Origin of the sequence: Paracidobacterium acidisoli (assembly GCF_003428625.2) — a bacterium.
Lineage (GTDB): Bacteria > Acidobacteriota > Terriglobia > Terriglobales > Acidobacteriaceae > Paracidobacterium > Paracidobacterium acidisoli.
Genome location: NZ_QVQT02000006.1, coordinates 124,508 through 148,823, shown reverse-complemented (window position 1 = coordinate 148,823; position 24,316 = coordinate 124,508). Strand labels below are relative to the sequence as shown.

16 protein-coding genes are annotated in these 24,316 nt (G+C 60.4%); 10 read left to right on the top strand and 6 right to left on the bottom strand.

All coding sequences use genetic code 11. From position 1 onward, the window contains the following. Positions 1–37 precede the first annotated feature (37 nt). Entirely contained in the window at positions 38–928 is an 891-nt protein-coding gene (locus tag D0Y96_RS16550; RefSeq protein ID WP_117302137.1) for a cupin domain-containing protein, read from the top strand. Positions 929–1,132: 204 nt separating this feature from the next. On the opposite strand, the gene D0Y96_RS16545 is transcribed toward D0Y96_RS16550, so the two are convergent. Beyond that, positions 1,133–1,405, bottom strand: a complete 273-nt coding sequence (locus D0Y96_RS16545) for a hypothetical protein (RefSeq protein ID WP_117302135.1) — start codon at positions 1,403–1,405, stop codon at positions 1,133–1,135. Between the two features lie 503 nt (positions 1,406–1,908). On the opposite strand from D0Y96_RS16545, the gene D0Y96_RS16540 reads away from it, so the two are divergent. The 5 genes from D0Y96_RS16540 (at position 1,909) to mddA (ending at position 13,315) form a co-directional block, all read left to right on the top strand. After that, complete coding sequence (locus D0Y96_RS16540; protein WP_252263868.1) at positions 1,909–4,290, top strand: glycoside hydrolase family 3 N-terminal domain-containing protein; 2,382 nt, start codon at positions 1,909–1,911, stop codon at positions 4,288–4,290. 404 nt (positions 4,291–4,694) lie between these two features. Beyond that, the gene (locus D0Y96_RS16535) at positions 4,695–8,603 is read left to right on the top strand and encodes a TonB-dependent receptor domain-containing protein (RefSeq protein WP_117302131.1); all 3,909 of its coding nucleotides are present in this window, start codon (positions 4,695–4,697) and stop codon (positions 8,601–8,603) included. Positions 8,604–8,735: 132 nt separating this feature from the next. Next, on the top strand, positions 8,736–11,309 hold the full coding sequence (locus D0Y96_RS16530; RefSeq protein ID WP_117302129.1) for a glycosyl hydrolase family 95 catalytic domain-containing protein: 2,574 nt from the start codon (positions 8,736–8,738) through the stop codon (positions 11,307–11,309). A gap of 278 nt (positions 11,310–11,587) precedes the next feature. After that, positions 11,588–12,370 carry a DoxX family protein gene (locus D0Y96_RS16525; protein ID WP_117302676.1) on the top strand — a complete coding sequence of 261 codons (783 nt, stop codon included), beginning with the start codon at positions 11,588–11,590 and terminating at the stop codon, positions 12,368–12,370. 210 nt (positions 12,371–12,580) lie between these two features. Beyond that, positions 12,581–13,315: a methanethiol S-methyltransferase gene (gene mddA, locus D0Y96_RS16520; protein ID WP_117302127.1), complete on the top strand. Its 735-nt coding sequence runs from the start codon at positions 12,581–12,583 to the stop codon at positions 13,313–13,315. Positions 13,316–13,434: 119 nt separating this feature from the next. Here mddA and D0Y96_RS16515 read toward each other — a convergent pair whose 3' ends face one another. After that, on the bottom strand, positions 13,435–14,643 hold the full coding sequence (locus D0Y96_RS16515; protein ID WP_117302674.1) for an aldose 1-epimerase: 1,209 nt from the start codon (positions 14,641–14,643) through the stop codon (positions 13,435–13,437). Positions 14,644–14,999: 356 nt separating this feature from the next. Here D0Y96_RS16515 and D0Y96_RS16510 point away from each other — a divergent pair, with 356 nt between their 5' ends. Then, a complete protein-coding gene (locus D0Y96_RS16510) occupies positions 15,000–15,686 on the top strand; it encodes a uracil-DNA glycosylase (RefSeq protein ID WP_350449104.1) in 687 nt (228 codons plus the stop codon). A gap of 91 nt (positions 15,687–15,777) precedes the next feature. Further along, positions 15,778–15,933: a DUF3309 family protein gene (locus tag D0Y96_RS16505; RefSeq protein ID WP_117302123.1), complete on the top strand. Its 156-nt coding sequence runs from the start codon at positions 15,778–15,780 to the stop codon at positions 15,931–15,933. Positions 15,934–15,962: 29 nt separating this feature from the next. Here the strand turns inward: D0Y96_RS16505 and D0Y96_RS16500 are convergent, their stop codons facing one another. The 3 genes from D0Y96_RS16500 to D0Y96_RS16490 are packed head-to-tail and all read right to left on the bottom strand — an operon-like array spanning position 15,963 to position 17,257. Continuing rightward, complete coding sequence (locus D0Y96_RS16500) at positions 15,963–16,364, bottom strand: SRPBCC family protein (RefSeq protein WP_117302121.1); 402 nt, start codon at positions 16,362–16,364, stop codon at positions 15,963–15,965. Between the two features lie 11 nt (positions 16,365–16,375). Beyond that, positions 16,376–16,720 (bottom strand): DUF1398 family protein, encoded by a 345-nt coding sequence (locus tag D0Y96_RS16495; protein WP_350449116.1) that lies wholly within the window; start codon positions 16,718–16,720, stop codon positions 16,376–16,378. A gap of 60 nt (positions 16,721–16,780) precedes the next feature. After that, positions 16,781–17,257 carry a MarR family winged helix-turn-helix transcriptional regulator gene (locus D0Y96_RS16490; protein WP_117302117.1) on the bottom strand — a complete coding sequence of 159 codons (477 nt, stop codon included), beginning with the start codon at positions 17,255–17,257 and terminating at the stop codon, positions 16,781–16,783. 413 nt (positions 17,258–17,670) lie between these two features. Here D0Y96_RS16490 and D0Y96_RS16485 point away from each other — a divergent pair, with 413 nt between their 5' ends. Beyond that, positions 17,671–18,201: an ECF-type sigma factor gene (locus tag D0Y96_RS16485; protein ID WP_158562445.1), complete on the top strand. Its 531-nt coding sequence runs from the start codon at positions 17,671–17,673 to the stop codon at positions 18,199–18,201. Positions 18,202–18,204: 3 nt separating this feature from the next. Further along, positions 18,205–20,883, top strand: a complete 2,679-nt coding sequence (locus D0Y96_RS16480) for a serine/threonine-protein kinase (protein WP_117302113.1) — start codon at positions 18,205–18,207, stop codon at positions 20,881–20,883. 154 nt (positions 20,884–21,037) lie between these two features. Here D0Y96_RS16480 and D0Y96_RS16475 read toward each other — a convergent pair whose 3' ends face one another. Then, on the bottom strand, positions 21,038–24,166 hold the full coding sequence (locus D0Y96_RS16475) for a chitobiase/beta-hexosaminidase C-terminal domain-containing protein (RefSeq protein WP_158562444.1): 3,129 nt from the start codon (positions 24,164–24,166) through the stop codon (positions 21,038–21,040). Positions 24,167–24,316: the final 150 nt, after the last annotated feature.

The following is a 24,316-nucleotide window of genomic DNA, read 5'->3' as shown; positions in this document are numbered from 1 at the left end:
CGATACGCGGCGCAGAGCCTCGAAAGGACGGCTTCCGATGATCTTCAAACGTCCCCGCACACTCATCGTTCTGTCGCTCGCTGCATCCTGCGCATCTCTCTTCCACGCTGAAGACCGGCAGATCGATCCCACCTGGCTCTATCGCGGCGTCTCCTCCGTCGCCGCAAAGCCATCGGATATCACCTCGCCCACATGCCACTACAAGCCGCTCTTCGGCGCGGGCGACAAAGACACGTCGGTCGTTGTGGGCGTCGCGCGTTATGGCGAAGTCACCGTCGATCCCGGTGGCGCATGCGCCTCCGTGCAGTATCCGCAGGAAGATCAGGTCTACGTGGTGCTCAGCGGAACCGGAAGCGCACAGTACGGCAATCAGGACGTGCCGCTGAAGACCGAAGACTATCTCTACATCCCATCGGCTGTTTCGCACACTCTGAAGAACCCATCGGCAAAGCCTCTCGTCGCCGTCATCATGGGCTTTCGCACCAAAGGCTTTGAGCCGGTCGCGCCGCCGAAGGGTCCGCTGAAGGCCAACATCGAAGATGTGCCCACCGCTCTCGTGCAGGGCCATCCCGACTCAACCCGTTACCGCCTGCTCATGGGAGACGTTGACAGCAAGCGCGACCGCATCGCCGCCGGACGGGTGCTCACCAGTCTCTTTCTGATGGAAATCGCTCCCGGCGGCACCAACTTTCCGCATCACCACGAGCGCGAAGAGGAGATTTACCTTGTGCTCAGCGGCCACGGAACCATGGTGGCCGGCGGAGGCATGGACGGAACTGCCGGAAGGCATCCCGCCAAACCGGGCGATGCATATTTCTTCCGCCTCAATGCAACGGTGGGCTACTACAGTGCGCCAAACGTCCCCTCCCGCATCCTCTGCGTTCGTTCGTGGTACCCAGGCCTGGTAAAAAAGGGAATGGAACACTAGATCCGAAAACCGCGACGGCAGCTTCGGAGATATCGCGCAGACTGAGCTGCGAGCTCTGTCTGCGCGGACCTGCTTCTGTATCGTTGTCTATATTTATAGATACATTTATGGATACCTGCCGCTCTTCCCGATCGTCCTGAGCATCGGAGCGCACGAATCACCCGCAGATGCCGATAAGAGGCTCACAGTTTTTGGGAAAAGAGCTCAGGCCGCCTGGCCGGGACCTGCTGTATCTTCAATCTCCTGGCTTAGCTTTCGATTGACGCGAGCTGCATCGATCCAGAACGGTGCCCGGACGCATTCCACCTCCAGCAGCTCCGCTTCAGGATCGTACTTCCACTGAATCCTTGCTCCGTCCTTCACCGCTTCGCCCGCCGGTCCGGGAACAGGAATACCGTTTCTCTTTGCTTTTTTCTGAAGACGCGCAAAGATCGCGCGCGTAATACCACGAAATTTAAGTCTCGAACCGGACAACATCCGGCAACTCCTCTCGAAGTGCTGTGTTACGCGACGGGCTCTCCGAAAAAGAGGAAACGGGGTCGCTGTTATTGAGTCTGCGAGTCCCCTGTGAAATAGACGTTGGAAAATCAAAAAATGTTCGGACGCTCCTGATGAAAACAGAGCGCAGTCAAACCTCCGGCCTCCTGCAACAGGAAACCGCCTCGCTCCTCACCGGAGCACCGCCTCATCATACCCAAATATGAGCTGTCTCTGCACGCGCCGCTCCGCTTACCGGTCCTCTTCTCGCTGCCCGATCGCTCCGCTTTCCGAATAAAGCTCTTGCCGTCTGCCATATCCGTGAAAGGTATCCACCTGTTAGACCATTTTTATTTTCTTAACGTTATTTATTTGCAATCAGATATCTCCGCGTTAGAAAGCGTCGTTAACGTTGCCATTGCACGCCATCATCAATTAGCGTGATCTGCGTTTGTCAATTCTCTGCAGCCGAGCCATCACAGCCATCCTCCATGGTCAAAAGCATGATCAAACGCCGCACTCCGTATCGCTCTCATTCAGCCATCGCCGCGCGTCTCCGCTCTTTCTTCTCGCACGCGGATAAAACTCGAGAGCAGCTCGATGCGCGAACGCTGCCTGTGGTGCGAGTCGCCGGACTTTGCCTCTTCCTCTTTGCCCTGCTTCTCTCTCTTTCGCTGCCGCCAATGAACGCGCAAAGCGCCGCGCCCGCGCCGTCTCTTTCGAGCGCCCTCTACCGCCAGGCCGGTGCTCCCATCGAAGACCGTATCAGCGACCTCCTGCGGCGTATGACCCTCGAAGAGAAAGTCCGCCAGCTCGACATGTACTCTGGCGCGACCTCGATCATGAGCCGCCATACCGATGACACGCATGCCGCCGCCGATGCGCTCTTCCTGCCGGAAAAAGCCGAAGCGCTGTGGGGCGATCTCGGCGTTGGCTCCGTGCACGATCTCAACCCGGCGCCCGAGCAGGCCAACGCCATCCAGAGGTGGGTCATCGCGCACAACCGCCTCGGCATTCCCGCTTTGTTCATTGAAGAAGGTCTGCACGGCTTCGACACCGGAACCGTCTTTCCCGCGCCCATCGGCCTCGCGGCGACATGGAACCCGCAGATCGCGCAGCAGACCGGCGCCGCCATCGCGGCCGAGGCCCGCGCCACAGGAGTCGATATGATCCTCGCTCCCGTGCTCGATCTCGCCCGCGATCCGCGCTGGGGCCGCGTCGAAGAAGACTTCGGAGAAGACCCATATCTCACCGGCCGGATGGGTCTCGCGTATGTCCGCGGCGCACAGGGCGGCAGCCTCAGCACAGACCATACCGTCGTCGCCGAGCCCAAGCACTTCGTCGCGCACGGCTCGCCCGAAGGCGGCACTAATACTTCGCCGGTGCACATCGGCGAGCGCGAGCTGCGCATGGTCATGCTCCGCTCCTTCGAGCCCGCCATCACCGAAGGTCACGCTATGGGCGTCATGGCCGCCTACCACGAGATCGACGGCATCCCCATGACCGCCGATCCCTTTCTGCTGAAGACCGTTCTTCGCAATGAGTGGGCCTTTCAGGGCTTCGTGCTCTCCGATCTCGGCGCCATCAAGCGTCTTTACACCGTGCATCACGTCGCCGGCAGTCTCGCAGACGCTGCCTGCATGGCCATCCGCTCCGGTGTCGACATGCAGTTCTACGATCTCGATCACGCCCCGTTTCAGAAGGCGCTCATCGACTGCGTGCACAACGGCACACTCTCTCAAACAGACCTCGATCGCGCCGTTCGCTCCGTCCTGCGCGTCAAGTTCTCCCTTGGCCTCTTCGACCATCCCTTCGTGGACACGAATCTGAACGTCAAAGAGCATCGCGCGCCCGCGCATCTCGCCGTCTCTCTGCATTCGGCCCTCGAATCCATGACGCTGCTGAAAAATGACAATCATCTTCTGCCTCTTGCAAAGACAACGCAGCGCATCGCCGTCATCGGTCCCAACGGAAACATCGCGCGCTACGGAGACTACGAGAAAGAAGCGAATGGCGAGCACATCAGTATCCTTCAGGGCATTCAGAATCTGCTTCCGCACGCAACCGTAACCTTCGATGAAGGCACAAGCATTCCGCAGGCCGTCGCAAAGGCCAAAGATGCGGATGTGGTCGTCATGGCGCTCGGCGAAAAGCTGGGCATCTCCGGTGAAGGCTTCGATCGCTCCAGCCTCGATCTGCCCGGCAATCAGCAGGAGCTGCTCGAAGCCGTCACAGCCGCCGGCAGGCCCGTCGTGCTTGTGCTTCAGAATGGACGCCCACTGACCATCCGCTGGGCGAAGGAGCACGTTCCCGCCATCCTCGAAGCATGGTATCCCGGAGAGTTCGGCGGTAAAGCCATCGCGGAAACGCTCTTCGGCGACAACAATCCCGCCGGCCGCCTCACCATTACCTTTCCGCAGACCATCGGCCAGCTGCCCGACTACTACAACTCCGATCCATCACGCATGTATGGATACACGGACAGCAACGGCAGGCCGCTCTTTCCCTTTGGCTTCGGCCTCAGCTACACCACCTTCCGTTATGACCACCTCATCGTGCAGCCTCCCGCTCCCGGAAGCGGTGCAGACATTCAGGCCACCGTCGAGGTGACAAATACCGGCGATCGCCCCGGCGATGAGGTCGCACAGCTTTACATGCGCGAAGATGTCGGCAGCGTCGAAACACCTCGCCGCTCGCTCGAAGGCTTCTCGCGCATCCATCTGAACCCGCAGGAGACCCAAACCGTCACCTTCCACATTCCGCAAAAGCAGCTCGCCGTCTGGAACGCGGAAGGGAAGTGGGCCGTCGAGCCGGGTAGCTACACGCTCTGGGCCGGCGGATCATCCCAGGCAACGCTCACCGCGCAGCTTCATCTGCGGCCGTAACCGCAGAGACGGCGATTCCGGATCGACCCCGCCGGGCCTGTTCGCAGGCCGCCTGGCTCTTCGGTTGCGTATCCCTGCGCATCTTCGGATGTGCTTTCTGCGGTCGTCATCGACGGACCATCCTCCCCGTCTCCATCGCGAGTGGGCGAAGACCGCGCACACTCTTCGCGCCTGCAATCGGAGCGAAAGACCCTCCCGGTTAACGGAGGTCTCTACCGTTACATTCCCGCCATCTGTAAAAACCTATTTTTATCAGCAATATACGGCATCGTTAGAACTCCTTCTTAACGTAGCCAGCCCCATAAGTCGCGAAATAGCTTGATCCACGGTTTTAAGGAACCGTTCATCGTCTGCTCTAAAAGACGTTTTAAATCACGCTGTTTTTACTTAAGGAGGCATGCATTATGGCGCGAAGTACTCATAACTTTACGGCATGGATGGAGATACTCACAAAGAAGCCGTGCAGGTTACTTCTCACAGGGGTAGTAACCTTTTTCTTTATCCTGTTTTTCTCGGTTATCTCCCTCGCCCAGTCGGGAACCGGCCTCGGCACCATCTCAGGAACGGTAACCGACTCCTCCGGCGCGGTCATTCCCGGAGCCAAAATCATCGTCGCAAATATGGCGACCGGTGTTCCCTATAACAGCCTGACCAACGGCACCGGATATTTTGAGGTCAACGCCCTTATCCCCGGCCGGTACAGCGTCCGGGTCGAAAAGCATGGCTTCCGGGACCTGCTGCGCGAGGGCATCACCCTCGAAACAGCCGCGCACGTGAACGTGCCCCTGCAGTTGATTACCGGCGGCAGCGTTCAGACCGTCGTCGTCCGTTCCGACGCCAGCCTTCTCAACACCGAGAGCGGTTCCAGCGGCCAGGTGCTCACCACCAAACAGGTCGAAGCCATCCCCGTCTCCGGCAACAACCCCACCTGGCTCGCGCTCATCGCTCCCGGCGTTCAGGGCACGACCGGCCAGGCCGCCTCGACCGATGACACGCTTGCCTGGACCGGCCTCACCCAGGACTTCGGAGCCTTCGGCAATATCGGCGACAACGAGTTCAGCCTCGACGGCGCTCCCAACGAAACCAACTCGCGCCAGTCCGGTCTCAACCCGACCATCGACGAGCTGGGAGAAACCAAATTCGACGTCACCGGTTACGACGCATCCGTCGGCCACACCATGGGCGTCTCGGTTACGCAGACCTCGAAATACGGCACCAACAAACTTCACGGCACAGTCCGCTACACCTATACGCCCAAGCGCTGGGCCGCCATGAATCACTTCCAGGGACTGAACTACCGCTATCAGCAGTCTCTTGCCAACTGCGTCAACGGAGCCAGCACCAGCCCTCAGTGCTATGGCATCGAAAATCAGTATGGATGGCCCGGAACCCACATGAACAACGGCGCCGCCGCCATCGGCGGACCAGTCTACATCCCCGGCGTCTTCGACGGACACAACAAGCTCTTCTTCTTTGCCTCCGTTCTCGACGACACCTTCGCCGGCGCGGGATCGCAGTCAGCCACCGTCCCAACCCTGCAGGAGAGAACCGGCGACTTCAGCGATCTGCCTCAGCAGACCACGAACATTCCCGCTGCCTTCACCTCCGCGTGCCCTGCGGGAACGCCCTACTTCGGCCAGTATCAGATCTACGATCCTTATTCCGTCACCCTCGACTCGCAGGGCATTCCCCGCCGCGCGCCCTTCTGCGGCAACGTCATCTCCGGCAGCCGGCTCACCAACAGCGCGATGGTGAAGCTCTACAACAGCCTCATGCCTGTGCCCACGCAGAACAATCCCACCGGCAGCAACTATGCTTACACCCAGATCACGCCGCAGACTTATCGCGACTTCACCTTCCGTGTGGACTACAAATTCACGCCCAAAGACAATCTCTTCGTGCGCTACACGCGCGCAGACTACACCAAGGGACAGAACGACTGGACCGTCGGCGATGTCGGTCAGCAGCAGGGGCCGCGCTGGATCGACGTGCCCGCCATCGGGTGGGACCACATCTTCAGCGACCACACCAACCTTGCGCTGACCTTCGGTGGAACCAACTACAGAACGCACTGCTGCTACTACCCCGGCTACGACACCTACAAGCCCAGCGATCTCGGCCTGCCCACGTACGCCGATCAGTACGCGCAGTCCGTCAATCCGGCGCTCGTTGAGCTGCCCGTTCTGCAGATCAGCAATTACGAGAACAGCGTGCCGGGAGCGCCGAATACCTCACTCGGTGAAACCGACAGCGTCCCCTCCACCTATCGCTCCTTTGCCATTCGCGGCAACATCACGCATGTGCAGGGGCACCACACCATCCAGGCCGGTGCCGAGTACCGCTGGCAGAACGCATCTTTCGGCGTAGGCGGCAATGCCTCCGGAACCTACAGCTTCGATAACACCTACACCCAGGAAAACAACGGCTCCGACAATGCGTTCCAGCAGAACAACACCGGGTTAAGTTACGCCGCATTTCTCATGGGCGTGGACACCACCGCAGCGGCCGCCAGAAACAGCTCCGCGTCGCTGCAGTCGCCCTACTACGCGTTCTATGCAGGAGACACATGGCGCGTTACCCCGAAGCTGACCATCATTCCCGGTCTTCGTTATGAGTTTGAATACGGCGTCGTCGAAAAGCACAATCAGCTCATCGTCGGCTGGAACTCTAATGCCGATCTCTCCGCCATCTCCGGTCCCGCTGGCAGTGCCTATCAGGGCTCTCTTGCTTCAGCCACGCCCGCTCAGCGCGCCGTGCTTCCATCCTCGCTGGCGATCGCAGGCGGTCCGGAGTATGCGGGTGTCGATGGCGCGCCGCGCAGCGTGTGGAAGAACAACTACCGTTTCCTCCCGCGTCTTGCCATCGCCTATCAGGTCACACCGCGTCTGGTCGTTCGTGGAGGATACGGCCTCTTCTACGACACACTCAACGCTCTGAACGCCTCGATCGATCAGGATGGCTTCAGCGCATCCACCAGCGTGAACACATCCACCACCTACGGAACCAACTTCACCGCCGGCACTCCTCCGCTCACCGATCCGTTTCCCTCCGGCACCGGTGGCTCACGCTTCAACGCGCCCATCGGCAGCGCCGCCGGAGCTCTCTACTATCTCGGCGACAGTCCGACCGTCTTCGATCACAATCTGGTCCCTGCGCGCCAGCAGCGGGGCACTATCGGAGTGCAGTACCAGTTCAGCGGCTCCATGATGCTCGATATCTCGTACAACATCGCGCACACTACGAATCTGCAGGCGACCAAAAACTCTGCGTACACACCGGCATCCTTCTATGCCGGCGGCCTGCAGCCCAACACCACGCCCATCGCGCTGCTCTCCGGCAAGGTTCCCAATCCCTTCTACATCTCCAACTTCAGCGGAGTGCAGTCCACCAACCCCGCCGTCTACAACATGATGTCGCTGAACAGCTACTTCACGCAGCAGCAGATCCCCGTCTCCGACCTCGTGCGTGCCTATCCGCAGATGAGCGGCCTGTCGCTCAACCAGTCGCTCGGAGAATCCCACTTCCAGGAAGTGCTCATCACCCTCACCCGCCGCTACAGCCGCGGACTCACCGTCATGGGCTCTCTGCAGCTCAATGACCAGCACGATCGCGATTACTTCGCGAATGCATTCGACGCCGGCCCCAGCTGGGAGCCCAGCAACTACAGCGAGCCCGTCCGCTTCACCGCGGAGGGTGTCTATGACCTTCCCTTTGGCCGGGGCAGACACTGGGCGAATGCAGGCTGGGAGTCCAGAGCATTCGGAGGCTTCCAGCTCAGCGCAAGCTGGGAGGCGCAGCCAGGCCAGCTCGTCAACTTCAGCAATACCTTCTACGTCGGCAACATCAAATCGAACAGCATCAAGATCAAACATCCCGTCTACTACAACCAGCAGGCATCGGGCGGCTCTAACTACGTTCAGTGGCTCAACCCCGGAACCGTCACCGCCAGCGCCGTCACCACGACAAACAGCGATGGATCTGTAACCACCACATGCACATATAGCGGAAACGGATTCGTCACCAATCCGGCCTGTCAGCCTCAGACCGAAAACCTGCGCGTCTTTCCGACCCGCGTCAACGGCGTGCGCCAGATGGGCATGAACGGCGCCGACGCCAACGTGCAGAGAACCTTCCCCGTCCATGAAGGCATCTCGCTTGAAACCACATTTAACGTCTACAACCTCTTCAACCACCAGGTGCTTGGCAGCGTGAACTCCAGTCCGTCCGATCCGAACTTCGGACGGGTCTTCTCCGACGGATGGCCAAACTCCTCCGGCCGCTGGCTCGCCCTTCAGGGCCGCCTGCGCTTCTGATGTTTGTTCCACCTCCCTTAAAGTGTGGAGCTCGTTCAGCTCCACACTTCTTTTTCTCGCGCTTCCATTCAGCCCACATCCACAGCGGACCGAAAAGCCGCCACAGAATTTCTGCGTAACAGGGAATTGCACATGAAACGGCGTAACTTCCTCAAAGCCTCTCTGGCCGCCGGTGCGGCCGCATCGATGCCTCGGTTTGTCGCCGACGCGCTCTCCGGCGTCTCTTCGCCGCATCCATCGCCATCAGCCTCCATCGAATCCTCCACTCTTCCCTGGCAGCGCGAAATCTCTCTGCGCGAAGCCGCCGGATCGGTTGTGCTGCAGAACCGGCTCGACCCTGCAAATCCGCTGCCTGATTCCGGCGAGTACTTCGGCGGCCCGTCCATGAGCATCAACAACCTCAAAATGCGCACCACCATCTGGGGTCCGGCTTATCGCGTCACTATCAGCCTGAATAAAAACAACGTGTGGGATCGCCGCCTCAATGTTCGTGCGCTCGAATCGCCAACGCTCCAGGAGATCACCGCAGGAGCCTTCTCGCCGGCGAATGCCGATTACATCGGACGCAGCGCCCAGTCGCAGCGCCCCAGAGATCTCGGTTATCTGCTTCCCAAAGGCGGCACATACGACCCCTATCGCCAGCCCATCGAATATCCCTTCCCCTGCATGAAGCCCGTCGGACAGATCATTCTCGGCATTGACGCGCTCGAAGGAGCAGACGCCCCGCAGGTCACGCAGAGCTGCGCAAATGGCCTCGTGAAGCTGCACATCGAAAAAGGCGCGGCCTCTGCCGGCATCGAATACATCCTCGGTATGACGAGCAACACCTACGCTGTTCGCGGCACATGCAGCGGCATCGATCAGCCTGTCTCGCTCCGTCTCTATCGCCATCGCGACACCGCTCACATGGCCTACATGAGCGCCGACGGAAAGACGTACACAAAGCCGGAGGCCGCGCCCGACAAAGCCTTCAACGGCCCCATCGATCCTCCCTCCAGCGGAAAATCAGGCCGTTATTTCTGGATTCATCAGCGTCTCCCCGCCGAGAAGACCTTTCCGCAGGGCTTTGAATATGTGCTGATGGGCGTGCTTCTCTCGCCGCAACACGCCACGCTCGACGCCGTTCAGGATCAGACCGGTCTCGGCACGCCGCCTCCGAACGCGGAAATCGCCGCAGCCCCCGGCGCCGCGGCAACGGCCACATTCATACCGGGAGCCGGCGGCAAATTCGAAGCGCTCGTCACCATCGTCACCAGCATGGACGGCCCTCATCTCCTCACACTCGCGCAAAAGCGTCTCGAAGAGGCGCAGGCAAAGGGCTTCGACGGCATCGTCCAGGAAAACACCGATTGGTGGAATCGCTTCTACGACCAGCGCGAGAACGGACGCATATTTCACGGAACCACCGGCTCCGCCTGCTCTGACAACGTAAAGGCCATCTATCGCAGCTACACCGACAGCCACGGCGGCGGCACCAAAACCGACATGCGCCAGTTCGAGTGCAGCGCCTCCTACGCCTTTCCTGAAAGAGATATTCAGCTCTGGACCAGCGCTCCCTGCTACAACGAGATCTTCTACACCGGCCGCTTTGTCCAAAACTGGGGCGACAGCGAAGACATGTGGAAGCAGATCATCTGGCACTGGACCGCCGCGGCCGAAGAAAATGCCCGCCATATCTTCAACCTTCCCGGCATGTATCTCGTGCATGGTTATCTGCCGCCGATAAAAGCCGACAAATACATCCACACCACCATCACCCTCGAATTCTGCATGGACACGATGGCGCAGATCGTCAAGCCTTCCTGGGACGAGTGGGATTACGGCGGCGACATCCGTGTCCTTCGCGACGAGTGCTATCCGATCATGCGCAGGATGGCGCTGTTCTATGCCGCGTACGCTCATAAAGGCGACGACGGCCGCTACCACATCGTCCCCTGCATGGAAGCGGAGAAGTGGGGCTTCTATCCGAAGTTCTCCCATAACAAAGACATCATCAGCTCTCTCTGCATGTTTCGCTGGGGCCTCTCTCGCGCAGCCGACGCAGCGGAGCTGCTCGGCGTCGATGAAGATCTGCGCCGGCACTGGCGTGAGATCGCCGAACGCATCGCGCCTTATCCCGTCTGGCAGGGAACCGGCGGTCCCGAGTTCACCGATATCGAGGGCATCGAGCCCATCTATCTCCACGACGATCACTTCGGCGAAGCCGCCTTCTATCCCACGCTGCTGGCCGATGAAGTCAACCTCGACTCGCCGCAGGAGCAAAGAGAAAGCATGCTTCGCTCCATCCAGTCGATGCGCGAAGCCAGCACCAGTGCTCCCACTTCACTTCTTCTGGGTGTCGAGCAGGAAGGGAGAAACAGTCACAGACAAAAGAGCGAGGAAGCGGAGATGCTGCTCAACAGCCGCAGCGGAAGGGTGCATCTCTTTCCGGTGGTCGGCCCCGAAGAAGAAGTGGCCTTTCGCAACTTTCAGGCGCGCGGAGGCTTTCTCGTCTCAGCCTGCAGAGATGCCGGCGGTGTCTCTCACGTTGAGATTCACTCCCGCAGAAACATTCCATGCCGGTTGATGAATCCCTGGCCCGGCAAACAGGTGACGGTTCGCGATAAAGAAACCGCTGCGCCTGTACCGGCCAAACTCGATACAGCCAACGGAGAGTGCCTGGTCTTTTCCACGCATCCGGGCCGTACCTATCTCGTCCATATATGAGGACCGACAAAGCTCGGCGCTGCGCCTGGTTTCACTTTGAAGCGACACGCGGCCAGCAGCCTCCTCTTATTGGCGCATCGTCATCCGAAGGGCTCATCCGCAACATCCGGTGAGCTCTTCAGCATTTGGGCTCCCGCTTTTTATCGCAGATCTCTGCGAGCCTCTTCGTCCTTTCCGTCTCGCAATATGCACTGGTGCATACGGCGAAAAATCAAGATACACTTTTAGGCCGTGCCGGCGCAGGCCTCATCTGCGCGATCGCAAACCGGGAGCAGCCAATGACCCGAAGCCAGCAACCCGCTCTGACACTCTTTGCCATTGGCCTGATCGGCCTCGGTATCCTCGCCTTCATCTATGGAGACTTCGCTCTGGTCTGGCAGCCCGTCGCCGCCTGGGTGCCCGGCCGCACCGCGCTGGCCTATGCCTCAGGCGTGGTCATGCTGCTCGGCGGTATAGGCCTGCTCTTTGAGGCGACCGCAGCAATATCCGTGCGCATTCTCTTTCTTTATCTCATCCTTTGGACGCTGCTCAAGGTGCCCGTTCTCTTCGTGACGCCGCAGATTGAAGACGTCTGGCTCGGCGTGGGGGAGCTCACCGTGCTCCTCTCCGGAGGATGGATTCTCTTCGCGCGTCTCGCCAGGCTGCGCGAAGGATCTCTCCTCTCCTTTGCCGCCGGCGAAAGCGGAGTGCGCATCGCGCGCATCGTATTCGCACTCTCACTTATCCCCATCGGTCTTTCGCACCTTATCTACACACAGCAGACCGCGGATTATGTGCCTGCATGGTTCCACTTCCGCGTGGGCTTCGCTCGCCTCACCGGTATCGGACAAATGGCCTGCGGTCTCGGCGTCCTCTTCTCGATTCTGCCGCGCATCGCCGCATGTACCGAAGCCGTCATGCTGAGCCTCTTCACCCTCCTCGTCTGGCTGCCTGCGATTCTTGCCGCGCCCGGAACGCGTCTTCCGTGGACTGCGTTTTTTATCTCGTGGATTATTACCGCCGCCGCATGGGTAGTCGCCGGCAACATCGGCGTAAAGCATCCCGCTGGCCCCGGCGCATAACCTCCGCTGATAACATCGGCCCCGCTGATCGGTTAATTCAAAATAACTAATCTATTTGGGTAGAGTGCTAAACTGCATTGCACCGAAACCTCTTCTGTTGACATCGGCCAGTCGCGGGAATAGCATCACGAGCGACTTCCGGCGCAGCGCGCTTCAAACGCCGCTCCCCCTGATACCATCTGAGCGCGCAAACCCCAGGGGAGAAACACTATGTCCCGAATCGCAGCGTATCTCTATGGAATCCTCGTCTATCTGATCTTCTTCGTCACCTTTCTCTACGCCATCGGCTTCGTCGGCAACTTCTTCGTTCCCAAATCGATCGACTCCGGCACCGCCGCATTCTCTATCGCCGCGCTGGTCATCGATGCTCTTCTGCTGTCGCTCTTCGCCGTGCAGCACAGCGTCATGGCGCGTCCCTGGTTCAAAAAAGCGTGGACCCGACTGATCCCCTCCGTCATCGAGCGCAGCACCTACGTGCTCTTCGCAAGCCTCTGCCTCGACATCCTCTACTGGCTGTGGCGGCCCATGACCGGAACCATCTGGAGTGTCCAAAGCTCTGCCGGCCAGATCGTTCTCCTCGCGCTCTTCTGCATCGGCTGGCTCCTCGTGCTCGCCAGCACACTGCTCATCAGCCACACCGATCTCTTCGGTCTTCGCCAGGTCGGTTTGTACATGCACAACCGGCCCTATGAACCCATCGGCTTCAAAGCTCCCGCGTTCTACAAAAAGGTTCGTCACCCTATCTATGCAGGATTTCTCATCGCCTTCTGGGCCACGCCCCACATGACCCAGGGCCACCTTCTCTTTGCCGTCGCCACCACTGGCTACATCCTCATCGCCATTCAGTTTGAAGAGCGCGATCTCGTCACGTACTTTGGAGACGCCTACCGGCAGTATCGCCAAAGCACGCCCATGCTCGTGCCCTTCTCGAAGCGCGCAAAATAAGCAGCAATCAATAGCCGCCGTGACAGATCAAAGTACGCCCGGCCCGGCGCCCCTGACAGAACAATGCAAAAAGAAAAAGGGCACGCCTGAGCAGGCGCGCCCTCTTTTATCACTGCCGTCTACTTTGAGTTAGGCTGAAACAGCTCAAGCCGCACATGCCAGGTTACGGACTGCCCAGGCTTCAGTGTGACCATCCCCGTATCCATGCCGTGCCACTCCTTGCCGAAGGGATCGGCAAAGTTGAACTGCTCTTCGATCGCCGCAAACTGCTTCGTCGGAGGCGCATACACCTGCACCGTCCTGATCTCCGGAGAAAGCCCCTGTACCCGCACGCCATAGTTGCTCGCCGGATCGCTCAGCTCCACATTCACCGCTCCGTCCGTCCTCTGCAGCTTCGACCAGTTATCGTCCAGGTAGACATCGTTCAGCGCCTTGCCGTCCTGCGCCGTAAAATCCCACTTCGTGCCCTTTACCGGAATCAGCTTGCCCGTCGGAAAGACATCGCCGTAGTTATTCACCACCGCCAGCTGTTCTGCCGGAACATGAATCCTGGCCTGCTTCCGGTCGTTGCTCGGAATCGCGAAGTACGGATGCCAGCCGATCGCAATCGGCTCATCTTCCGTGCCCACATTCTTTGCCGTGATCATCGCATCCACTGCCTTGCCGCTCAGTGCGATGGAGAAGCTCAGGTCCGTCTTCGAGAGCCAGTGGCCGCCAAAGTCGCCCGCGTGAATCGTGCTTGTCACCGTCTGCCCATCGGTCGTGTTCTGCGTCTGCACATCTTCGGCTTGCGACGCCAGAATCAGACCGTGCATGGCATGCTTGTCCTTCGTCGGGTCCTCGCTGTTGTACCAGTTCGCCGGCAGCGTCAGCGTCTTGCCGTGCCATTCGGTCGTTACCGTCGACTGATCGGCAGAGAGCTTGCCGATAATGCGGTTCGGGTAGGGAACCAGGAAGGCTCCGCCGAATGAGAAGCTGGCGTTACCGTTCTGATCGTCCGGACCGCCATTCAGCTTCGCCGCCGCGTCTTCCAGTGAAGGCGACGCCAGCACCGGTATCTCGCCCTTGCCCGGAACATTTGCCGTAATCTGAAACACATTCATGCCCCGCCCCGGCAGAACCGTCACCGAAGTAAACTCCGGAGAAGCGCCGTTGCTGGTTGCCGGGCGCGTCAGCTTCACCACATCCATTCCACCAATCTGCGGAGTGGCCGGCTGAGTCGCGGCAGAGGATTCGGACGGAGCGGGCGCCGGCTTCCGGCATCCCGCCACAAACAACGCCGCAACGGCGGTGAGAATCAGTAAGAGACGGTACGACCCTGCAGGCATGCGCAGAAACCTCGTTGAGGATTTTCCCCAGGATTCCGCAGCGGCCGCAGCATCCTGTTTCGCGGTCGCGCTGGCAAACGTTTCCTGAAGCGCACCCATTCTACAGCCTGTCCGCACCTCCGCGATCCTGTTTAATAGATAAGCCGCCGCGATCGCGCCTCCGTCAGGAACGTCCCGAGCCGCCACTCCATCCGTCTGTCCTGGGTCCATTTGTGGGGAAGGGCACGGCTTCAGCCGCTGAGGGGTGATTTGCCTTCTCTGCGTCCTTCAGACTGATCATGCCCGTCCATCGGCAGAGCCTGACGAAATCTCCCGATAAAATAGATGCAGTGGCCCCTGCAAAGCACATCGTTCCCGTGTCTGATCTCTTTCGTGTGAATGAGCAGATCGTCGCCTGCAACCTCTGCACGCGCCTCAGGGAACACTGCACCACCGTCGCCGCCGTCCGCCGCCGCGCATATCGCGAGCAGGAGTACTGGGGCAAGCCCGTACCCTCCTTCGGCGATCCGGAGGCCCGCATCATGATCGTCGGCCTCGCGCCCGGCGCGCACGGCTCCAACCGCACCGGACGCCCCTTTACCGGCGACGGCTCAGGGGACTTCCTGTATCCGGTGCTGCACCGCGCCGGCCTCGCCTCGCAACCCGGCGCCGTCAGCCGCGACGACGGCATGCAGCTTCACGACACCTGGATCACCTCCGTCGTTCGCTGCGCGCCTCCCGGCAATCGCCCTCTGCCCGACGAGATCGCCCGCTGCGCGCCCTTCCTCGATGCCGAGATCGCCGCATGCCACCGTCTGCGCGTCTTCGTCTGCCTCGGAAAGATCGGCTTCGATGGCGTCGTCGCGCACCTGCTGCGCACCGGACAGATCCCGCGCCGCGGCCCTCTCGTCTTCGGTCACGGCGTCGAATACGCCATCCCCGGCGGACGCTGGCTCCTCGCCAGCTACCACCCCTCGCTGCAGAACACCAACACCGGCAGGCTCACCGCTCCCATGATGCTCGAGGTCTTTCGCCGCGCCCGCCAGCTTGCCCAGGGCAAATGAGCCGCTGAATATTCCCGCCGCCATACATCTGCTGCCGCGCACCCGCGCATCCGAAGGGGAAAAGCAGTTCAGCCTTTTGAGGAGGTGCAGAATGCTTGTCGATGTTTTGATTGTGATTCTGATCCTGATGTTGATTGGAGCATTCCCGTCATGGCCTCACAGCCGGGGCTGGGGCTATTATCCAAGCGGCGGAATCGGTCTGATCCTGCTCATCGTGATTATCCTGCTGCTCCTGCGCGTTATCTGATCGCCGCGCAGACACGGGCGCTGCCGAGGCTATCCTTCCAGAATCTCTTTCAGCTTCGCCATTTCGATCTCCATCTCTTTCATGGCCTGATCGAACTGCGGGTCGTTCATCACCGGAGGCTGAAAGAGCGTGAACATCACCGTCGAGCCGTCATTGTTAGGAACCACGCGGCAGTATGCATCCCACGTTGCCTGCGGGTCCTTCCAGGTATGGTCGAGGATGCCGAATTCCTCTACGCCCTTCACCCTGATCTGTCCTTCGCCGAATTTGGTAACGGCCTTAAACCACCCATCCGTGCCCGGACTCACCGAGCGCAGGTTCACCACCGCATATTGGGGCCAGTTCATCGGATCGGCAAGAAAGCCAAACACCTTCTCAGGCGCGGCCTGAATGTCTGCATGTTTGATCGCGGATCGGGCTATCTTCTTCATCTTCGTCTCCTTTATCTGGAACCTGGAAAATACTGCACGTGCTCGTCGCCATCGCGGCCGAAGTAGCGAACCTTTTTTCCATTCAGATACACCATGTAGTACGCACAGCCTGCCGCAGCCGTGCTCTCTCTTACAAAATCGGCGAACGACCATTCTCCGGACTGGACTTTCCTGTTGATGGCATCGAGCTTCTCTGCTGAGAAGGCAGGCGCAACTCTGTCGTGAACCAGAGGTACGCTCGTGACCAGCGACTCGCCGTTGCTTCTGTAGTACCGGAATTCATTTCTGAGGAAGTCCACATGATACGACTCCACTTCGTTCCTGCTTAGCGTCGCCAGAACTTCCGGAAACGTGATTTTTCCGGCCAGAGCCTTATCGATCAGCTCGTGAACCGTCGCTTCGTTAATAGGTTTCTCCTATTCCACAGGCATTTGCTTCAGTTGATGCAGCGCTGCCGTTTTCTTCAGCAGCGTAGTCAGCGTTCTGCGCTCGGAGCCGGAGAGCACGCCGAAAAACGCTTCGTCGTTTTCGTCCGCGAGCCTGGCCAGCTGCGGAACGAGGGCCACTCCGGCCCTCGTCAGCTCGATGTCCTGATAGCGGCGGTCACTGGCCGATTCGCTGCGTGTTACCAGCCCCTTCGCCAGCAGCCTGCTGATCAGTTTCGAGACCGCGCCTCGCGTAAGGCCGGTCAGCTCCGCGACAGCGCTGGGCGAGGTCGTCTCGTCCCCTCCATACATCTCCCGCAGAACAACCCATTCGGCCACCGTCACGCCGCTAGCCTCCAGCTTTCGGGCAAAGGCATGCGAGACGTGGTTGGAAACCAGCCGCATCCAGAACCCGATGTGCGCGGTGAGCTGGCTCGCGTTTAGCTTCGCATTCTTCCTGGTCGCCATATGCCCCTCACTCAAACCCAACAATAGATTCCTAGGAAACTATTGTCAAGGAAAGAATTCTGCAAATGAAAGTCTCAAAACAAAGCAATGACGATTCCTCTTTTTCCAATTCCCAGACGGGAATATCCCGAATCTCCCGAACCGGTGCCGCGCTGTTAACGGTCTCGCCAGGAGCAGACGGTCCACGAGTTATAGTCCCGGCACGTCGCTCCGTTCCTTTCGTCTCATCTCTGGCGCCAGACGCCCTCCGGCAGCGCAAACTATGCATTGTCCGGCGCGGCTGCCGATGCTACGATAGGACCACTCCAGCCCCGCATAAACAAACAGACGATACAGATGTTCGTGCAAAAGACGGTCATGCGTCGTTCGTCACACAATTCCGGCCTGTACCTTTGGACACAGAGGCAGGGCGCATGAGCCAGTCCGCGCCGCCCCGGATACCGTCTCTGTCCGGGGACGAATACAAGGCAATGCTGCGTATGGCCGAGTCGCTTCACCGGCGCTGTCCAAGCTGGACCCTCTCGCCGACTGCACTGGTTCATGAAGTCCTGATCAAGGTGCATGCATGGCCCGGTCTGCCCCCGAGCAGCGATCCGCATTTCATGGCGCTGGCGGCGCGCGCCATGCGTCAGGTGCTGGTGGACGCGGCGCGAAAGAAGCTTGAGGTGAAGAAGGGCGGCCGTCTCAAATTCGTGCCGCTCACGGAACGCGCGCAGCGAACCACCCTCAGCCCGGTCGAGTTTCTGGACCTGAACCAGGCCATGGACGAGCTGGCAAAGATGAACGCACGCCACGGCTTCGTCGTCACCTACACCTCCTGGTTCGGATACACGATCGAGGAGGTCGCGGAGATGCTGAAGGTTTCGACCAAAACGGTGCAGCGTGACCTGCGGGCGGCGAATGCCTGGCTGGCAAGCCGGGTAAGCGGGACCCCGGAGAAGTGATGCATGGACGGACAGCTCTGGCTGAATGTGGTGGACATCTTTCATGCGGCGGTTGAGCGCCCCGAGGAAGAGCGTGCGGAGTTCGTGATCGCTGCCTGCGACGGCAGTGAAGAGATCAGAACCCAGGTGCTCGCCATGCTGGACGAGGACCGGCGCGGCGTTTCCTGGCTCCGCGACGGAGTCGCCGCCGCCGTGGATCGGGCATTTGAAGACATGCGGCACTCTCTGCCCTTCGTGCCTCCGGAGAGAATCGGGCTGTACGAGCGCCAGGAGTTTCTGGGCCGCGGCGGCATGGGCGCCGTCTGGAAGGCTCTGCGCATCGATACCGGCCAGCCGATGGCGATCAAGTTCCTGCTCCCCCGCGACCGGCTATCGGAGATGTGGCGCAGACGCTTCGCCGACGAGATCAGCACGCTCGCCCGCCTTCGTCATCCATACATCGTCAGCTTCCACGATGCGGGTGTTCTCGATGACGAAACGCCGTTCTTCGTGATGGATTACGTCGAGGAATATGTCCGGGGCATGCGATTCACCGCATACAGCAGGCTGCCCGGCCGGTCCATCGACGAGCGGCTGCGCCTCTTTCGCTCGGTCTGCGAAGCCGTGCTCTATGCGCACCTGCAGGGAGTCATCCACCGCGACCTCAAGCCTTCCAATATTCTCATCGCGAAGGACGGAACACCCCGCATCGTCGACTTCGGCATCGCGCGGCGGCTGCAGGATGCCGGCGAAGCTGCGGACGCAACCAGCCCCAGTCTGCGCGTCATGTCGCTCGACTACGCTGCGCCCGAGTGGAAGTATGAGGGCCAGGTGGGCGTCTGTACCGACGTGTACTCGCTCGGCGTCATCCTCTATGAGGTGCTCGCCGGCCGGCATCCCTTCCGGCAGCAAACGCAGCCGCAGGGCTTCACTCCCGGGGAAAAGAGTGACCGGCTTCCTGAAAAACCTTCCGCAATCGTTCTTCGGGAGCGGTCGGCAGACTCGCAGCCCGGCCTTTCCCGCTGGGCATGGCGCGATCTGGACAAACTCTGCCTGACGGCCATGCACCCGGATGTGCGGCAGAGGTACGCCTCCGTCGAATCGCTGATTCGCGATATCGACCATTATCTGAACAGCGAGCCGCTCGATGCTCAGCCCCGGATGCTGCGTTATCGCATGGGAAAGTTCGTTCGGCGGCGGCGCCGTGCGGTACTTGCCTCTGCGGCAACGCTGCTGCTGGTCCTCTCGATGGCGGCCCTCTTCACTTGGCGGCTTGCCAGGGAACGAAATGTTGCCGTGGCTGAAGCGGCACGCGTGCTGTACATCCAGAATTTCATGAACAATCTGCTTCAGGGCGGAGATCAGGATGCCGGTCCGGAAGCGAACCTGCCCGTCACCGCCATGCTCGATCGAGGCATGCAGCAGGCAGCCGCGCTCCGGGGTGAGCCGCTCATCCAGTCCGACATCTATCAGACCCTGGGCACGATCTCGCAGAAGCTCGGCCGGCTCAGCCAGGCCGAATCTCTCCTGCAAAAAGCGCTCAGCGATCGGGAATCGTTGAAGGACCAGGACCCTGCGGGCATTGCGGCCACGCAGATCGCCCTTGGGCTCGTCTATGCGGACGAGGAGAAAACTCAGGCTGCTGAGCAGCTCGTGCGCCGCTCGCTCGACGAGCTGCGGAGCCGCGCCCCTGGCGATGCATCCCTGCAGGGTGAGGCAGAGCTCGCTCTGGGAACCGTGATGGTCACTGCCGGCGAACAAAGCCAGGCGCTCGGCGAGCTCGCCCAGGCCGTGAAAACCATCGAAGCGGCGGATGGACCGCAGTCTCCGGTGCTGGCGCGCGCTCTCGGCAAACTGGCCGACGCGCAAATCTACGCCGGCGACTACGATGCGGCCGATGCCTTCAATCGAAGAGCGCTCGCAATCGACCGCGCCGTTTACGGCGAGACCTATCCGCATGTCGCCGAAGACCTCGGAAACCTCGCGCAGACACAGGAGACTCGTGGTTACTATGCCCAGGCCGAGCAGCTCGAGCGGGAGGCGCTGGCGATCATGGAGAAATGGTACGGGCCCGATCATCCGGAGACGGCGCGCAAGCTGACCACGCTGGCAAGCACCCTTATCTACGAGAAGAAGAACGACGAGGCGGACAATCTCCTCCGGCGTGCCCTCGCCATTCAGCAACGCGTTTACGGACCGCAGCATCCGCACGTCGCCTATGTTCTTAATTCAATGGGAGCGGTTGCGCTGGGCGAGAAGAAGTTTTCGGAGGCGGAGAAAGACAATCTCAGAGTTGCGGAAATCTATCGTCAGTCCTACGGCGACGGAGATTATCGGGTAGGTGTGGCGCTGGGCAATCTGGCCAGCGTCTATCAGGCCGAAAAGCGTTATCCGGAGTGTGAGCGTATGCTCCTCGACGTGGTGGACCGCTTTACGCGCGCGCTTGGAGCCGGCAACATCCAGACCGGGATGGCCCAGGTGCGGCTCGGCCGAACACTCCTTTACGAAAAAAAATACACAGCAGCGGCAAAGTATTCACTCGCCGGCTACGAAAGTCTCAGTAAACAGATGAACCCCGGTTCGGGATGGGTTCAGGGTGCGCGCCACGATCTGGTCATCGACTATGCGGAGCTGCGCGAGCCGGACAGGGAAAAGCAGTTCGAAGCCGTATCGGCCGCCCCGCATATCCAGGCCGCCCGATAGCGCAGCGCTTTGCGGTATCGGTTCGATCACCGGCGACAGCGTAGCCGCGCATGGGATCTTCAGCGCGCATTTCCCCTCCTGAAATGTACCCCGAATCCGATACGAAGGATTCGGGGTAGCTCTCAAAACGGTTCAGTCGCAGCTGACCGACGGCTCACTGCACGGTTAGCGGAATGGATGCGGACGACGTGATGGTTCCGCTCGTTGCCGTCACCGTCACGCTGTAGCTTCCGGTCGTTGTGCCGGGGTTCGAAGGCGGATTCTTCCCGCCGCCGCCGCTGCTGACGCTGCCTCCGCCGCATCCCATGCACATTCCGGCAAGGGCAATGCACAGAATGGCAATCAGGCTCAGACCACGCCACCTGCGGCGCGGCACTCCGAAGATCAGCACGGCGGCCAGTGCGCCACCGCCCCACGGCAGCAGAGGATCACCGAGACGTGCGGAAGCTGCCGTCGTCGAAACCGTCAGCGTCGCGCTCACCGCGGAGCCCGGGGAAACCTGCGCTTCGTCCGGACTCAGGCTGCATGTCGGCGCAGCCGCAGCTGTTCCCGTGCCCTTGTAGGTGACAGCGCAGCTCAGATTTACTGTTCCCGAAAAGCCTCCGGCAGACGAAAACTGAATCGTATCGGTCGCCGATCCGCCCGCGGCGCTTACCGTCAGCGAACTGGACGAGGGTGACTCTGTGACCGTGGTGCCGGTTCCGGTCAGTGGCACAATCTGCGGCGATCCGCCGGCGTTGTCCGTGATGGTCAGGCTTCCCGTGCGTGTTCCGCCGGCAGTCGGAGTAAACGTCACCGCAATCGTGCAGTTCGCTCCGGCAGCCACACTCGATTTGCAGGTATTGGTCTCGGCGAAATCACCCGACGCGGCAATAGATGCAATGCTCAGCGCCGTCGAACCGGTATTGGTGAGCGTCACACTCTGTGCGGCGCTCGTTGAGCCGGTATTCTGCGCGGAGAAGCTGAGGCTGGTCGGCGCAAGCAGGATGCCAGGCGTTCCCGCGTTTACCGTGAGCGTTACGCTTGCCGTCGCCGAGGTATAGTCCGTGGTATCGTTCGGCGTAAACGTGACGGAGAGGGTTTGCTGGCCGGCATTCAGAACCGCGCCGCTCGCGGGGTTGTAGACAAAGCTCCCCGGCACCGATGCTGTCGCGTCCAGCTGCGCGCTTGAAAGCGGAGTGCCCTGCATGATCGGCGCCGGTGTGGCCCAGGTAATCGTGGGAGTCGCCTGGCCAACCACCAGAATGGCTTCTCCGGTCCCGGCGGAAGGAAGCGTATTGTTCGGCGGTGGAGTGGCCGAATAATACGCGTAGAAGGTGTGATTGCCCGCGGTCAATGGTGAAGTCGTGGTGATGAATCCGCCTCCGGTAACATTCGGGGCAGCGTTGCATACAACTCCATTGGTCGTGCAGTCCAGACCATCCTCAGTGATCCACCACCGGGCCTGACCATCCTGAATGGGAATGGTCTGGCTCGTGGTCGCAGTAAGGGTAACGGTCTGGTTGTAGACCACGCCGCTCGACGGGCTTACTGAAAGGAAAAAGGTCGGAAGATTGATGATGTAGCTCGCGCTGGCCACGGCGCTCGTCGTATAGCCGCTGGCCGTTGCAATGGCTTTAATCGTCTCGCTGCTCGCGACCGTGATCGCCCCGGTATATCGGGTGGAGGAAGTCGTCGGTGTCGATCCATCCGTGGTGTAGTAAATCGTCGCGCCGCTGGTCGCGTCGCTGATCGTCACCATCTGCGTGGAGGAGTAGTTGCCTCCCGCGGGAGAAAAGGTCGGTGTGGCTGCGGCTGCAGCGGACGCCGCAGGCGTATATTCCCAAAGATCGTTGAGAAGATAGCTGGAAAAACCTTCATCGAAGGCTCCTCCAAAGAGCCAGAGATGGCCGTCATTGTCGGTCCAGCTCATCCCCGCCTCACGAGCGGTGGGGATGTTTCCCGCGGCAGGCGTGCCCAGTGTGCCGTAAGTGCCCGGTGCGCCCAGCAGGGTACTGCTGCCGCCCATCCACGCCCATTGATTCGTGGCAGTGTTGAGCTCCCACAGATCATTGAGATAGCCGACGCCTCCTTCGGAATTGGCTCCGTACCCGGCAAAGAGCCAGAGATGGCCGTTGCTGTCGGTCCAGCTCATTCCCGAACTGCGGCCGCCGGGGGTGTTTCCGGCAGCCGCCGTGCCCGGAGTGCCGTAGACGCCTGACTGGCCCAGAAGGTTGTCGCCGGAGCTCGTCGGTACGGTGCTGCTGCCGCCCTCCCAGGTCCATTGATTTGTGGCAGGATCGAACTCCCAAAGATCGTTGAGATAACCAAAATAGGGAATATTGTCAATCTCCACGGCGCCTTCCCCTTCTCCCCCAAAGAGCCAGAGATGGCCATTGCTGTCGCTCCAGCTCATCGCATACTCACGGCCTCCGGGGATATTTCCAGTGGCAGGCGTGCCGAGGGTGCCGTAGATGCCTGCGTGACCCAACCCATAAGTGCTCAGGGTGCTGCTGCCGCCCTCCCAGGTCCATTGATTCGTGGCAGGATCGAACTCCCAAAGATCGTTGAGATAACCGTTTGTATCGGTGGAATCAAAACCCTGCCCCCCAAAGAGCCAGAGATGGCCGTTGTTGTCGGTCCAGCTCACTGCTCCGAAGCGGCCGCCGGGAATGTTTCCTGCGGCCGTCGTGCCCAGGGTGCCGTAAACACCGGCCTGGCCGCCCTGCGTGCCGACGGTGTTGCTGCCGCCCATCCAGGTCCATTCGCTCGTGGCAGGATCGAACTCCCAAAGATCGTTGAGAGCCCCGCTGTTGTTCAGGGAATCGTAACCCTCTCCTCCAAAGAGCCAGAGATGGCCACCGCTGTCGGTCCAGGTGACTGCCGCTTCGCGAGCTCCAGGAGTGTTCGCTGCGGCGGGCGTGCCCAGGGTGCCGTACACGTCGAGATGACCCCATGTGCTGCCGCCGCTTATCCATGTCCATTTGGATGTGGCAGGATCGAACTCCCAAAGATCGTTGAGATCACCGGTCTGACCATAAGTATCAAAACCGTTCCCCCCAAAGAGCCACAGATGACCACTGCTGTCGGTCCAGGTCATCGCCCCGTAACGGCTTCCGGGGACGTTTCCGGCCGCGGGCGTGCCCAGCGTGCCGTACACGCCGGACTGGCCATAGCTGCTGCTGCCGCCCATCCAGGCCCACTCTCCGGTTTGCCCTTCGGCCGTCGGGCAGAAGAATCCAATAGCCAGCATTGCGAGCGTCAACAACGCAGGAAACAAAGCAAGACGAGAAATCGCGCGCATCCTGAATCTCCGTGTATGAAGTTGTCCCGGGGCTGTCTCCGGCGCGCTGCGGCCATATAAAGCGGCTGCCGCTGTCTGGGGGGAAAGCTGCCGCGCCTGCGCTGGTGGCATACACCTCGCGCCTGTTCGCCCACACTCTTAAATACGAAA

Coding starts and splice junctions, on each gene's coding strand:
- D0Y96_RS16550 (WP_117302137.1), top strand. CDS start 38: ATGATCTTCAAACGTCCCCGCACACTCATCGTTCTGTCGCTCGCTGCA.
- D0Y96_RS16545 (WP_117302135.1), bottom strand. CDS start 1,405: ATGTTGTCCGGTTCGAGACTTAAATTTCGTGGTATTACGCGCGCGATC.
- D0Y96_RS16540 (WP_252263868.1), top strand. CDS start 1,909: ATGATCAAACGCCGCACTCCGTATCGCTCTCATTCAGCCATCGCCGCG.
- D0Y96_RS16535 (WP_117302131.1), top strand. CDS start 4,695: ATGGCGCGAAGTACTCATAACTTTACGGCATGGATGGAGATACTCACA.
- D0Y96_RS16530 (WP_117302129.1), top strand. CDS start 8,736: ATGAAACGGCGTAACTTCCTCAAAGCCTCTCTGGCCGCCGGTGCGGCC.
- D0Y96_RS16525 (WP_117302676.1), top strand. CDS start 11,588: ATGACCCGAAGCCAGCAACCCGCTCTGACACTCTTTGCCATTGGCCTG.
- mddA (WP_117302127.1), top strand. CDS start 12,581: ATGTCCCGAATCGCAGCGTATCTCTATGGAATCCTCGTCTATCTGATC.
- D0Y96_RS16515 (WP_117302674.1), bottom strand. CDS start 14,643: ATGCCTGCAGGGTCGTACCGTCTCTTACTGATTCTCACCGCCGTTGCG.
- D0Y96_RS16505 (WP_117302123.1), top strand. CDS start 15,778: ATGCTTGTCGATGTTTTGATTGTGATTCTGATCCTGATGTTGATTGGA.
- D0Y96_RS16500 (WP_117302121.1), bottom strand. CDS start 16,364: ATGAAGAAGATAGCCCGATCCGCGATCAAACATGCAGACATTCAGGCC.
- D0Y96_RS16490 (WP_117302117.1), bottom strand. CDS start 17,257: ATGGCGACCAGGAAGAATGCGAAGCTAAACGCGAGCCAGCTCACCGCG.
- D0Y96_RS16485 (WP_158562445.1), top strand. CDS start 17,671: ATGAGCCAGTCCGCGCCGCCCCGGATACCGTCTCTGTCCGGGGACGAA.
- D0Y96_RS16480 (WP_117302113.1), top strand. CDS start 18,205: ATGGACGGACAGCTCTGGCTGAATGTGGTGGACATCTTTCATGCGGCG.
- D0Y96_RS16475 (WP_158562444.1), bottom strand. CDS start 24,166: ATGCGCGCGATTTCTCGTCTTGCTTTGTTTCCTGCGTTGTTGACGCTC.